The sequence below is a fragment of the Paraburkholderia sp. EG286B genome, assembly GCF_040965655.1.
Classification (GTDB): domain Bacteria; phylum Pseudomonadota; class Gammaproteobacteria; order Burkholderiales; family Burkholderiaceae; genus Paraburkholderia.
On sequence record NZ_JBFRCF010000004.1, the window covers coordinates 536,427 to 549,302 of the forward strand.

Consider the following 12,876-nt stretch of genomic DNA (forward strand, 5'->3'; position numbering starts at 1 on the left):
GCTTTTTGCTGCGTGTCTGTACATTCAGGTGCGTGCCGTCATTCCCAAACGATGGTGTTGGCAAGAGGATCTGAATAATGGAACCTGCAACGCGGCAATTGGTGTACGTGACGCGAAAACCGGTCGAAGCGTTGAACGAACGGTTCCACGAGCGTGGCTGGCAGGTGGAGATCGTCGGCAACGCGCGGGACGCGCGGCGCGCCCTCCGTGCGGGTATGCCTGCGGGCGGGCTGCTCGATCTTTCAAGTGAATTCCATCTGCACGAAATCGGCTCGTTCGAGCCTTGCCTCACGCTGCCCAACGTCGGCTGGGTCGCGGCGACCACGACGGGGCAGCTGCAGGACGCCACGCTGCGCCGTCTGGTGCGCGATTACTGTTTCGATTACGTAACGGTCCCCTGGAACGGCGACCGGATCGTCGATTCCGTCGGCCATGCGTATGGCATGGTTTCGCTTGGCGAAGTCGCCTCGAACGACACCACGGGCGGCACCGAGGGCGAAATGGTCGGCTCGTGCGAGGCGATGCTGGCGCTGTTCCGCTCGATCCGCAAGGTCGCGCTGACCGATGCGCCGGTGTTCATCTCGGGCGAGTCGGGCACGGGCAAGGAACTCACGGCTGTGGCGATCCACGAACGCTCGGCGCGCCGCAGCGCGCCGTTCGTGCCGATCAACTGCGGCGCCATCCCGCCGCACCTGCTGCAGTCCGAGCTGTTCGGCTACGAGCGCGGCGCGTTCACGGGCGCGAGCCAGCGCAAGGTCGGCCGGGTCGAATCGGCCAACGGCGGCACGCTCTTTCTCGACGAAATCGGCGACCTGCCCATGGAAAGCCAGGCGAGCCTGCTGCGCTTCCTGCAGGAAGGCAAGATCGAGCGCCTGGGCGGTCATCAGTCGATTCCCGTGGACGTGCGCATCATTTCGGCCACGCACGTCGACATGCGCGCGGCGATGGTGGAAGGGCGCTTTCGCCAGGATTTGTATCACCGTCTGTGCGTGCTGCAGATCGACGAGCCGCCGCTGCGCGCGCGCGGCAAGGACATCGAGCTGCTCGCGCGGCACATGCTCGAGCGCTTCAAGAAGGACGGCAGCCGGCGCCTGCGTGGCTTTTCTCCGGACGCCATCGCAGCCCTGCACAACTACAGCTGGCCCGGCAACGTGCGCGAGCTGATCAACCGAGTGCGCCGCGCCATCGTGATGTCGGAGGGCCGTGCGATCACGGCGCGCGATCTCGAACTCGGCGACTACGTCGAGGTGGTGCCGGTCTCGCTCGCCCAGGCGCGCGAAGCTGCCGAGCGCCAGGCCATCGAACTCGCGCTGCTGCGCCACCGCGGGCGCCTTGGCGACGCCGCCCAGGAACTCGGCATCTCGCGCGTGACGCTGTACCGGCTCTTGTGCGCGCATGGCATGCGCCATATGGAAAGCGAGCCGCTCGCGCCGCATCCGGGCGGCCTGGCTTCGGGCGGTTGAGGCGGAGTGGGCTGCTTGAGCCCGATTGACGTCGATTGAGGCGAGCGGCGCTTTCGTGCTTCGCGCATGGGGCGTGTGCCGTCGCTTTTCCCGGCCATTGCCATGGCGTTTCATCTCGCCGCGCCTTGTTGCGCCGCGAACCTGTTCCCGGGCTCGTCGTAGCCCGTCCTGTGGGCGTTGCGCCCTTGTCCCCGTTGTGTGATGGACTTGCGCTTTCGGCGCGGCCGACCCGCAACGCGCGCGCCGGGTAAAATCCTTCTTTTCCATCCTGAATCCGAACCGGGCGCCACGTGCCCGACGAGGGAACCGCGCATGAAACAGTATCTCGAGCTCGTCCGCTCGATTCTCGACACCGGCACCTGGCAGGAAAACCGCACCGGCATCCGCACGATCAGCCAGCCGGGCGCCATGCTGCGCTTCGACCTGCAGGAAGGTTTCCCCGCGGTGACGACGAAGAAGCTGGCGTTCAAGTCTGCCGTGGGCGAACTGATCGGATTTTTGCGCGCCTCGCGCAGCGCCGCCGACTTCCGGGCGCTGGGCTGCAAGGTCTGGGACGCCAACGCCAACGAGAACGCCCAGTGGCTCGCCAACCCGTACCGCCAGGGCACGGACGACCTGGGCGACGTGTACGGCGTGCAATGGCGGCGCTGGCCAGCTTACAAGGTGCTCGACGCCGACGCCTCCGCACAGCTCGCCGACGCGCAATCGCGCGGCTACGCGCGCGTGGCAGGATTTACCGAGGATGGCCGCGCCAAGGTGCTGCTCTACAAGGCGGTGGACCAGTTGCGCCAGTGTCTCGATACGATCATGAGCAACCCGGCCGACCGGCGAATTTTGTTTCATGGCTGGAATCCGGCCATGCTCGAAGAGATCGCGCTGCCGGCTTGCCACCTCTTTGTGACTCGGTGCAGTTACGGGCTTCGCCGAACCCTTTGCTGGGCAGCCGAGCGACGGCAAGCGATTGCCCGTAACATTACGGGCAGCTCATGGCTGGTCCTCAAGCCCCACTAATATAGTAGGCCCCCGCGGCACCATACGACCCTTTTTTAGCTCGAACATGATTCAATACCTCGACCTCTTGCGTGACATCTTGTCGACCGGATCCAAGAAGATGGACCGGACCGGCACCGGGACGATTAGTGTTTTCGGGCGCCAGCTTCGATTTGACCTTTCAAAGGGTTTTCCTCTCGTGACCACGAAGCGCATCCACATGAAGAGCGTCATTCACGAGTTGCTCTGGTTCCTGAACGGTGACACAAACATCAAGTACCTGAACGAGAACGGCGTCACCATTTGGGATGAGTGGGCGGACGAAAACGGGAATCTCGGTCCTGTCTATGGGCATCAGTGGCGTTTTTGGCCGCGCCCGGACGGAACAACTGTCGACCAAGTCGAGCAACTCGTCCGGCAGATCAAGGGCCGACCGAACTCGCGCCGTCTGTTGCTGACGGCCTTGAATGTGGCAGAGTTTCCGGACGAGAGCGTCTCGCCGGTCGACAACGTGAAGGACGGCCGCATGGCATTGGCGCCTTGCCACTGCCTCGCCCAGTTCTACGTGAACGAAGGCAAGCTGAGTTGCCTGTTGTACTGCCGCAGTCAAGACGTCTTCCTAGGAACGCCCTTCAATATCGCGAGCTACGCGGTGCTCGTGTATATGCTGGCACAGCAGTGCGACTTGGAAGTCGGCGAGCTGATTTGGACGGGGGGTGATTGCCACATCTACCTGAACCATCTGGAACAGGTGAACGAACAACTCGAACGTGCACCGTACCCGCTTCCGGCGCTCAAGCTTGCTCGGAAGCCGAACGACATCTTCAGCTATCGCTACGAAGACTTCGTAATTGAGAACTATCAGCACCATCCGGCGATCAAGGCTCCTATCGCTGTTTGAGTAGCGACTCTCGAATGTGGGGCAGCGCTGTCTGCCTCACGTTCGTAAACATTGTCATCTCACACGCAGTGTCGGGCTCAGCAGTTCGTACACTTCGTATCCCAACGCCTTCGCGATTCTCGCAATCGTATCCAACGAGGCGTTTCTCTCCGCTCGCTCTAAGCCGCCAATGTATGTGCGGTGCAGGCCCACAAGCTGCCCCAATTCTTCCTGATTGAGGCCTCTGTGCGCACGCGCGCTGCGCAAATTGGCGGCGAGCAAGCGGCGGGTACGGTCTTCGTAGTCCTCTATAAGCTCCGTGGTCATTTTTTTTGCCTTGACATCAATCATCTGCGCTACTATTTTGAATCTAATAGATACGAAAAAGTATCAATTTGATGGCAATATGGCCAGCCGGGTATCGTTGGGCGCACTTTACATTTGCGCATTCTACGTTATACGTGGTCGCCAGTACGACCTGTTCTCCCCAGTTTCTCGCTCAGTCCAGTCGGAGATGGAGGCGCATGTCCAAGCCGAGACAACCGAGGCAAGTGATGGTGTCGGAGAGTGGAGAAAGCGTCGCGGCAATGGTGATACGACGAGCGCCGCTTGTTTACGAAATCCCTGCATTGGATAGGGTCTTCGAGTTCTCTTTTCTCTCCAAGGTTCTGCCGTCGTCGTTCGCAGACGAAATCGCCGCGACTTTGGCGAAGTCGTTTTCCAATGGAGAGAGCCGGCGCTATGCCTTGGCTAAGCTTTACGTGATGCAGAACTTCGTCGGATTCGTCGCTGAAGATGAGCATCTACGTGTCGAAGTTGCTAGCGCCCCTGCGGGCAACGTCCTGCGCGATAGGTCCCTTCTTGAAACGGCCGTAAGGCGCTGGTTCGCATCAAAACGGTCGGCGATGTATCCAAAGCAGGCAACCACCCTTGCCGAACAGCTGAATTGCCTCCGGTCGAGTCTGCGAGCACTGTTTCTCGCTGGCAAGGCTCCGCAGATTGCCTTCCCCAAGATGCCCGCGAACTACCACGCACACGGCACTCACAAGCCTTCGCTTGTTGAGGAGAAGAAGAGAGACACACTCTGTGACGAAATTGTTGAAGAGCTACGACGACTTGCCAGCGACTCGGGTGTTGCGTTGCCTCCTGACGTCGCCGACTACGTCGTCAATCTGAGTAAAAGTGTTCCGACTGCGTTACTCGCGAGCGAGGAGGCTTTTAGGAGTGCGTTTCAACGAATCAACGCGCAACGGTTGCAACTCATCCGGAAGGTCGCAGAGGACGCAATCGTGCATGCGGCGGCACTCTTCAATGAAGGGAAGGTAGCGCTGGCACAATCCTACAGCGGAACTGGTGCTATCCAAGATGAGCTGAAAAAGCTTATCGCACATGGCGTGTGCGACCTAAAGGTTCTTCTCCCTCTAGACGATCCCGGAGTTGCGCTCGGAAACCTACTTCGCATGAGCGTCGAAAGATACGCAGGGAAGTTACCCCAACCGAGTGAGTTTATGAAGGTCCGCGCCGGGAAACACTTCAAGGAGGTCTGCCGAATGCTCGGCGGCCGGCGGCGAATCCAAGCAATGCTGACGTGTGACCCAGACGGGATCGCCGCCGCCGGTCTGCTCTATCTCGTGGATTCCGGCGACAACGTCGCTTCGGCCCTAATGCTTGGGCCGAATTGCCTCGAGCCGACCGACGAGCCGGGCATCGTCCGCGTAGTTAGCTATAAGGCACGCAGCAACTGGCAGCCGATTGTCGGCACCTTTCCGGTTTCTGATGCTACGGTGCGCCTTACGGTACCGCAGGCAATCGAATTGGTCGTGAGCATGACGAGTCAAGCTCGCAGTGCGCATCCAGCCTTTGTCGACACGCTGTTGATGTTTCGCTGGTATGACGACGCACCATCTGCTGCAAACGAAGAATTTTTGGCGAACAGGCTTCGTTATTTGCTTCGCGACGCGGCCGACGTGCAAGACCGAGCAATGTTGCCTGGGTCTATTCGCCAATCATTCCTCCTCGACCGTACGCTTATTGGTGACGGGCGTACCAAGGTTGCGGCAGTGTTGGCGAAGCACAGGAGCAAGACAAGCAGTTCGACTCGTATTTATACGGACATCTGGCCTGTGCGGCTCCTGTACGCCGCAAAGATTCGTGAATTTCAAAAAATCCTCGAAACGGACATCGCCTTCAATGGGCTCAATCTCGAAGAGGCTTTGGGAATGACTGCGGACGAGGGCCGGCAGCTGCTGAAGACCGCCGAACGAACTGGCAACGGGTTACGGTGTAGAAGTCCCAGAGAAGGGCATGGGCCTACTTCCCGTTCCGGGGAAGATTGTGAGGATGCGGGTCTCTCCTGTCTGCACTGCAAAGCGAAGCTACTTGTCATTGACGAGGAGACAGTCGAGGATGCATTGAGAATGAGGTGCAGCCTCGAATCACAGAGGGAATTCCTGGAAGCCAACGCCTCTGGGACTTGGGAGCGTGAGCTGTTGCCACAATTGGCTTTTGCGGTCGCTCTAATCACGAAACTGAAGCGTACTTCTCACGCTGCGCTTTTAAGGAAAGTTGAGCGCAGACTTCTTAGAGAAAAGTAATCGTCAATTGGAAAAGTGACTATGATAGTTCCGGCACTGAACACTAACTTAGACGTCCAAATCAATTCGAAGCCTTCGATTGAGATTATGGATGGTGGAAAGGCGTGGAGAGTGGTGGACGCATCAGGAAATTCTGGAATGGTCAAAATAGACCGCCCGATGCCAGACGGTACGCGTCTGACATCGCCTGAAAACGCTCACTTCCTCGATGCAATGCATTCGTCTCTTTCAGCGATATGGGGAGGCGCAGACTACGAGCACACGCTTACCAATGTCGACTCGATGCGCACAAGTGTCGCTAATCAGTACAGCTGGATTTACTGGTTAGTGGACCGTGGACACCGTCGCCTTGAAACAGTACAGCCATGGGATATCGAGGCCTACCTCCACGCATGCGCGCAGGGTGGTTCCGAAGGTGCCTTAAACGCTCGTGAAAGAATCAGAACGGCATTGAAACAGCTGAGAAGCTCAGGATTCGATATAACTAGCGTAGGCCTCACCGATATCCTAGAAGCATCGAATCTCTCGCGCAATCGCTGGCTAAACGGCGTTGTGGAAGAAGTGCGTGGCGAGATTCTTCACGGATTAAAAAGCAAGGCCGCCCGAGAAAAAAAGAATATGTCGGAGTCGGCATTGTACAGCAAGGGGTACGCAATTACGCTCTTGCATCGCTTGTGCGGTCCAGGACAGACCAGACTTCAGTTCGACCCCGAAGATCACGTTAGGGACGCGATTTCGACGGTAGAAACCGGGAAACAGGAAGGTACTCGGTTGATTCCGATCGAGGCCGCGATGCGGTTGATGGACCAAGCTGCGCGATGGGTCATAAGTGTCGCACCGGTACTTCTGGACTTCCGAGAGCTGCTCGTCGATTTAGTAAAGCGCAAAGGAGCGCTCGACGAGGCAGAGTTCGTGCTACGTCGTAACGAGCTGCTCGAGTTGGTCAACGCTGACTTACATGGGTTACTGCCGCGACCGATCGTATTCGACAATAGAATTCAGAGTGGCACTCTATCAGTGCGCTCCGTATTTACGCGAATGTTACCGGCAGCATGCTATACATGCATCGGCACGCTCTCGGGGCGACGAGATATCGAAATTAGGAGTCTACGCCAAGGCGCTTGCTCGGGTACCGAGGAAACAGGATATTGGCTTGAGTCATACATCGGAAAAAACTTTCAAGATACACAGCGTACCCCATGCTCGAAATTGATCGTCGACGCGGTGGCGGTATTGGAGATGTACGCCCAGATAGGAACCGAAGATTGCGAACATGGTGACCTGCTTTTCGATATGCCGCAGTACGGGAATCCAGAGAAGAGCGCGCGATTCAATAGTAGTGAGGCTCTGCAAGATTTTGCAGATTTCGTAGGTGCGTCTTCTCTTGGGGTCCCGACAGGGGAACGTTGGCCGATTGCACGCCATCAACTGAGGAAGCTATTCGCTGTTCTCTATGTTTGGCGATACGATGCTGGTGATCTCGACGCACTGAGCTATCACCTACGGCACCTAAATCTCCAGGTGACCATCCGCTACTGCGGCTCTCGTGACTTGTTTGATGAAATCGACCGACAGCTTGGCGAGCTGACGCGTCGCAAAATAGCCAACATGGTTAAGAAGACGGTCGGAAGCGCGGGCATTTACGCCAAGAAATTGACGAAGCTGGTAGAGCGATTTCTTCCGGAACTCGAGCTTGCAACCGAAGGCGATCTGAAGAAAAAACTTGATAGGCTAACTAAAGCGAAGGGTATCGTGCTGCGCGCCACGCCATGGGGATTCTGCGGATGTTCGGACGCACCTTCTCACCTCAGGCGAGCAGCATGTCGGCGAGATACAACACAGCCGCCGAACCTAGAGTATGACGGTCGGCCTGATACGACTGCTTCCGATGAAGGAAAGTGTAGCGGATGCATATTCTTCATGTCGGACACGACACGGACCCCGCGTTGGGAATCTGCTTGCGAGAAGGTCCGTACCGAGTTGTACAGTGAACATACCGTTCGACTGAGGAAGGTGAGGTTGCAAAAAAACCTTAGAACACTCGAATCATTTACCTCAGCGCTGACGAGAGCGGCGGTATGAAAGCCTCTGGTTCCAACGAAGAACGCCGTAACGCGTTGCTGGCAACAATAAGCGCGCGTGTACGATATATCCGGGAGTACCTCGGTACTGGCGAGCCTGCAGGATTTCAACTTCCCGCGACGATGCTGCAATTTCGAAAAATGGACTTTCCGGAGTTGTGCATTTTTCCCATTGAGAGCCCATCCACGCTCAATGCGAAGCAGAATCCAACTTTGGCGGGGTTGCTCTCGGTGATAACTCTATTGCTCAAGCATCTGAAGGTCTATCAGAAGCACCCGGTCATACTATCGGAGCTTGACTTTGTACCTATTCAAGAATCGGTGATTTGCGATGCCAGCAGGCTGTTGGGCACGGCAGCGTTGGCCTCCGAGATTGCCGTCCTCGTCGGGCAATTGGAGTGCCTTGAGAAGCTCGGACGTCGGGAAAAGGCTCCGTCAATGAGTGAAATCATTCGGCGACTACGCCGTGACAAGCGCAGAATGGACCTGACTATCGCGGGACTAAGTCGTGCAAACCATGAGCAAGCTGTCGAAATCGAACGAATTCGTATTTCCCTCAGCATGGCCGACACCACAGTAGCATCGCTCACGGAAGAACTGACGGCGCTACGTCGGCAGCACGGCGAAATGGTGTTTCGCGTCGTCCGCCCAGAAGGTTGATGTATGGCCTACATGACTCGGACTGGCGATGGTTGTGTCATCAATGGTGCGTCATACGACGGTGTCCCTCTGGCGATGTCGGGCACCGATCATCCGGTCGATGCTGTGAATTCCTTTATCCGATTTTCAACGAGAAGTCGCAGGATCGTGCCTGGAACAACGCTGCAGCTATCTCATACATTGGTAAATCTATGCACTTTCCTCGAGCAAGACGATTTGATGCGCGCACGACTGGAACGACGGCCTGTACAGCGGGACATACGTGTACTCCTAAATCAGATAGACGATGAACAACTTGAACGCTGGAGAAATCGCGACGAGAGCGCGGGCGTCCTGCCGCGAGCCATAAACGCGAAACTGTCGGTGGCTTATCATTTCTTGTGGCACTGTTCCAAGATCCCAGGATTCCCCCATCGAATTGGAGATGTTGCGAAAGATCCCGAGGCACCTGTAAAGGTGTGGTTTGAGCGGCGTAGACATCGCAAAGTCATCGTGAGCAATCTTCTGTATCGCGGTGGCAAGACGAAATCGAGAAAAAAGGGAGTGCCAACGAAGACTGAGATGGATGACGCATATGCCAGAGCAGCCGACGCCCGTTGGGACTTGGCGAGGCGCGACGTACTAATCCTAAACATCGCCGAAGATGCTGGGCTTCGCCTTTCCGAGGTGTTAAACCTCCGTTTCTGCGATTTGCCGAGCCTTCTCGAGGCCGAGGACTCGGAGCGTACGGATGTCGCCGTTGTGCTGAGGCTGATACGTAAAGGAGGTGCTGAGCATGAGGTCTCATTTCCGCCGAACCTGATACGCGACATCTATGACTATATCGAGAATGTCAGGCCTCTATTGCTGAGCGGCGCGGCAGCAAAGGGAAAAGATTTCATTTTTTCTGGTCCACGGACGGGAAAACCCTTGAGCAGGCAATACATGAGCCGCAGGCTCAGCAAGCATTTTCGCGATGCAAAACGAACGCGGCGGCTGACTTACCACCGAGTGAGAGCGAGATTCGCGACAGAGACCGTTAAAGCATTGGTCGATATCGAAATGGAGAAAGCAGGAAGCCTTCGAGATATCCGTGAGGAGAACATCCTTCTCAAGCTAACGGAGATGATGGGTCAAAGCCGCATTGAGTCGCTGAGGAGCTACCTTGATATTGAGTTGCAGGCGCGGTACAGCCGCGAGGTTCGTTAAGCTAGAGAACAGCGGAGAAGCCACCGCCGACGGCGTCTGGATGACCTTCACCAACTGTTGAACGGGAGCGGTGCTCAAGTCGGTAGACGCACATGTCGTAGGCGTACCAGTCGGACCGTGCCTCCTCGTCGGTAAGCCAGATCGGCGTGGGCACGAAGCGTGTTTTGACCTCGTCCCAGACTGCCCACTTGTATTCCCAAACTGGCTCCATGACCTGACAAAAATACTGTATGAATGTACAGTATATCCAGGAAGGTCACGATCTGGTCAAGATGGGATTGCGTTGAGGGAGGACCTATGTGCACGAACTACGCAGCAGCGCGCCGCGATCGATTATTCAAGCACTTCGGCGTCGAACCACCCGATAGCCCGTGGCGCGATGACGTGTACAAGGACTATCCGGCGCCAATTCTCAGGCGCGTGGTCGACGCAGAAAGGGCCGACGTCGCAACGTTCGGGATGGTGCCGCGCAAGCACATCCCGCCCGGCGTTCGTGTCTTCGACACGATGAACGCGCGCGCGGAAACGGTTGGCGAGAAGCGTAGCTTCAGCGGCGCGTGGAAGCGGCTGCAGTTGTGCCTTATCCCATGCGAAGCGTTCTACGAGCCGAACTACGAGAGCGGGAAAGCCATCCGCTGGCGCATCGATATGGCGTCAGGCCAGCCATTCGCGATTGCCGGGCTGTGGCGCGAGTGGGATGGCGGACACGAAGGCAAAGCGTTGTCGTTCACGATGCTCACCGTTAACTCGAGCGAGCACCCGCTGATGAAGCGCTTTCACAAGCCGGGCGACGAGAAGCGCTCCGTTGTCATAGTCCGACCGACGGACTATGAGAACTGGCTGCACAGCAGTTCGACGGACGAGGCACGCTCGTTCCTGAATCTCTTCCCTGCTGATCTGATGAAAGCCGAGGCGTGTCCCGCGCCGCCGCGCGGGCCAAAGAGCAGTACGGCCGCTACGAATGCGGACGCCGCGCAATGAAGAAGCTGGATGACGAAACAAAGGCCGAGCTGCTCACGTTCCTCGTGGTCGGCCAGCTGTTTGCATTTGCTCGAAGTGGCGACTGGTTGGGTACCCTCCATCTCATCGAGTCTGCGCAATTTTGGCTCAATTCCAACGGCGCTGAATGCGATTGGCTAGAGCGCGCGCTGCTCATCGAAGCGTGCCGAGTAGTCTCATTGAAGGCGCTTGATTTGCCATTCCCTCAAGCCGAGGCTGATCTTGTTCAGCTCTTCAACCTGAATCGCGGCTGGTTTCTCGACTATCGGAAGCCCGTTGTCCAGCAGGTTCACGCGATGTGCATCGCGCATCTGTCCCACGACGCCAGCCTGATATAGACGGTCCGCCGCTGTGAACTCCAAAACCTACCCTTTTCGGACAAGCCGGCCAAGTTTCATACACTTTTCGGACAATTCGTCCCGGCCCGCGCCTGAAGTCGCACAGGTTTCGGTCAACCACTTTGAGCAACTTACCGTGACGGCGAATCGCGGGGGCCTACTCATTCGAATAGTTATGCGGCGCCCCGGCACTGGCTAGAGTGTGCGAAGAGGGTATCCCAGTGGCCCTCGGTCTCCAAAGGAATTGCGCCCGCCCTGTGCGGGCATTTTTTTCGATTCATCGCGAATATCAGGGAAACACGGTAGAGGCGGCCCTAGTTCGGCTAGGACGCGACATGCACATGTGCCATTGCGCGCACGTTCAAACATCGGCTTTGACGCCGTCTGACAGACGCTCGCTAAGCGTGTCCGATGCGGAAGGCCGAAGCCGACCCTGAGCAGCCGTTCGGCACCTCGCCCATCGAACGGCCGGTCTCAAGGGCCGAACTGCCGTTTGAACATGTGACCGGTGGTGTATGGGACCCGCGAGATCTGTCGCATCGGGTAGGTCCACTTGTGAAGCTATTAGCGTTCACCTGCCGCCCGAGTGAGAGGCCAGCAATTGACTCCGTATCCCCGGCAAAGCCTTTATCCAGTCATCGTTTGCGCGGCCCGATAACGCCGACGCGAGTTGTCTCTACGCCCTTCCTCGATCGCTGACAGGCGGACACGTTGTCAGAGCAACGCCTTCAGCTCCCGCCGTACCGCAGGGCATCGACCACGGCCGTGAACGCCGATGACGCATGGCGGCGACTGGGGTAATACAGATAACAGGGAAACGTCTGCCACCAGTCCTCGAGTAGCGGCACAAGGCCACCTGAGTCAAGTTGCGGTTGCGCCAGGTCCAATGGGAGGAGCGCAAGCCCCAGCCCGTCGACAGCGCCCTGCAGCACAAGAAGAACGGTGTTGAAGATGGCAGGCCCATTCACCCGCACGCTCACCGTCTGGCCGTTCTTCTGCAGCTCCCAAGGGAACAACCCTCCGGACGTCGGCACCCGCAGATTGATGCACCGATGCTGTAGCAGATCATCGGGGACCAAGGGCCGTTGGCGGTCGGCCAGGTACTCCGGCGAACCGACGACCGCCAAAGTCATTTTCGGGGCAATCAGTACCGCAATCATGTCTTTGGCGATCTGATCTCCCGCGCGTACGCCCGCGTCGAACCGTTCCGCAACGATGTCCGTCAACCCATAGTCGACGTGCAGCTCGATCTGCACGTCCGGAAAGCGCCGCATGAGAGGTACCAGCTTCGGCCACAACATCGAGTTGATGGCGTAGTCCGTCGCGCTTATGCGAACGAGGCCCGCAGGCGTCTCGCGGAACTGGCTCAGCTCTTCCAACTCCGCGTCGATTTCGGCCAGCCGCGGCTCCAGCGTGGCGAGCAGCCGGGCACCGGCTTCGGTGGTCGAGACGCTTCGGGTCGTCCGGGTAAGAAGCCGCACGCCCAGCCTCGCCTCCAACCCGCTCATCGCATGGCTAAGGGCTGAACGGGACAAGCCAAGCTGTGCCGCCGCGCGGGTGAAGCTGCGCTCACGAGCCACCGTGACAAAGGCGCTGAGATCGGCAAGGTTTTCACGGCTCATTGTTGAATGTGATGCACTAACGAATCCCGGATTTTGCGGCTTCTCTGTGCAAGTTGCAATG

At 57.8% G+C, this 12,876-nt stretch carries 10 protein-coding genes and 1 pseudogene; 9 read left to right on the top strand and 2 right to left on the bottom strand.

Annotated features, from left to right (window positions below; genetic code table 11):
* Positions 1-77 precede the first annotated feature (77 nt).
* From AB4Y42_RS11365 to AB4Y42_RS11375, 3 genes and pseudogenes are all read left to right on the top strand, one after another.
* Positions 78-1,463 (top strand): sigma 54-interacting transcriptional regulator, encoded by a 1,386-nt coding sequence (locus AB4Y42_RS11365; protein ID WP_342921819.1) that lies wholly within the window; start codon positions 78-80, stop codon positions 1,461-1,463.
* A 312-nt stretch (positions 1,464-1,775) separates the two neighbouring features.
* Positions 1,776-2,357: pseudogene (locus AB4Y42_RS11370) on the top strand (thymidylate synthase); the annotation flags it as partial.
* 163 nt (positions 2,358-2,520) lie between these two features.
* Positions 2,521-3,354 (top strand): thymidylate synthase, encoded by an 834-nt coding sequence (locus AB4Y42_RS11375; protein WP_368694186.1) that lies wholly within the window; start codon positions 2,521-2,523, stop codon positions 3,352-3,354.
* A gap of 54 nt (positions 3,355-3,408) precedes the next feature.
* Here the strand turns inward: AB4Y42_RS11375 and AB4Y42_RS11380 are convergent, their stop codons facing one another.
* Positions 3,409-3,684: a helix-turn-helix domain-containing protein gene (locus AB4Y42_RS11380; protein WP_368694187.1), complete on the bottom strand. Its 276-nt coding sequence runs from the start codon at positions 3,682-3,684 to the stop codon at positions 3,409-3,411.
* A gap of 173 nt (positions 3,685-3,857) precedes the next feature.
* Here AB4Y42_RS11380 and AB4Y42_RS11385 point away from each other — a divergent pair, with 173 nt between their 5' ends.
* The 6 genes from AB4Y42_RS11385 (at position 3,858) to AB4Y42_RS11410 (ending at position 11,193) form a co-directional block, all read left to right on the top strand.
* Entirely contained in the window at positions 3,858-5,927 is a 2,070-nt protein-coding gene (locus AB4Y42_RS11385) for a hypothetical protein (RefSeq protein ID WP_368694188.1), read from the top strand.
* Positions 5,928-5,948: 21 nt separating this feature from the next.
* Entirely contained in the window at positions 5,949-8,009 is a 2,061-nt protein-coding gene (locus AB4Y42_RS11390; RefSeq protein ID WP_368694189.1) for a hypothetical protein, read from the top strand.
* The gene (locus AB4Y42_RS11395; RefSeq protein ID WP_368694190.1) at positions 8,006-8,668 is read left to right on the top strand and encodes a hypothetical protein; all 663 of its coding nucleotides are present in this window, start codon (positions 8,006-8,008) and stop codon (positions 8,666-8,668) included. The genes AB4Y42_RS11390 and AB4Y42_RS11395 overlap by 4 nt, the downstream gene beginning before the upstream one ends.
* 3 nt (positions 8,669-8,671) lie before the next feature.
* Complete coding sequence (locus tag AB4Y42_RS11400; protein WP_368694191.1) at positions 8,672-9,856, top strand: tyrosine-type recombinase/integrase; 1,185 nt, start codon at positions 8,672-8,674, stop codon at positions 9,854-9,856.
* Between the two features lie 297 nt (positions 9,857-10,153).
* Positions 10,154-10,837 carry an SOS response-associated peptidase gene (locus AB4Y42_RS11405; RefSeq protein ID WP_368694192.1) on the top strand — a complete coding sequence of 228 codons (684 nt, stop codon included), beginning with the start codon at positions 10,154-10,156 and terminating at the stop codon, positions 10,835-10,837.
* Positions 10,834-11,193, top strand: a complete 360-nt coding sequence (locus AB4Y42_RS11410; RefSeq protein ID WP_368694193.1) for a hypothetical protein — start codon at positions 10,834-10,836, stop codon at positions 11,191-11,193. The genes AB4Y42_RS11405 and AB4Y42_RS11410 overlap by 4 nt, the downstream gene beginning before the upstream one ends.
* Positions 11,194-11,921: 728 nt before the next feature.
* Here the strand turns inward: AB4Y42_RS11410 and AB4Y42_RS11415 are convergent.
* Positions 11,922-12,815: a LysR family transcriptional regulator gene (locus tag AB4Y42_RS11415; RefSeq protein WP_368694194.1), complete on the bottom strand. Its 894-nt coding sequence runs from the start codon at positions 12,813-12,815 to the stop codon at positions 11,922-11,924.
* Positions 12,816-12,876: the final 61 nt, after the last annotated feature.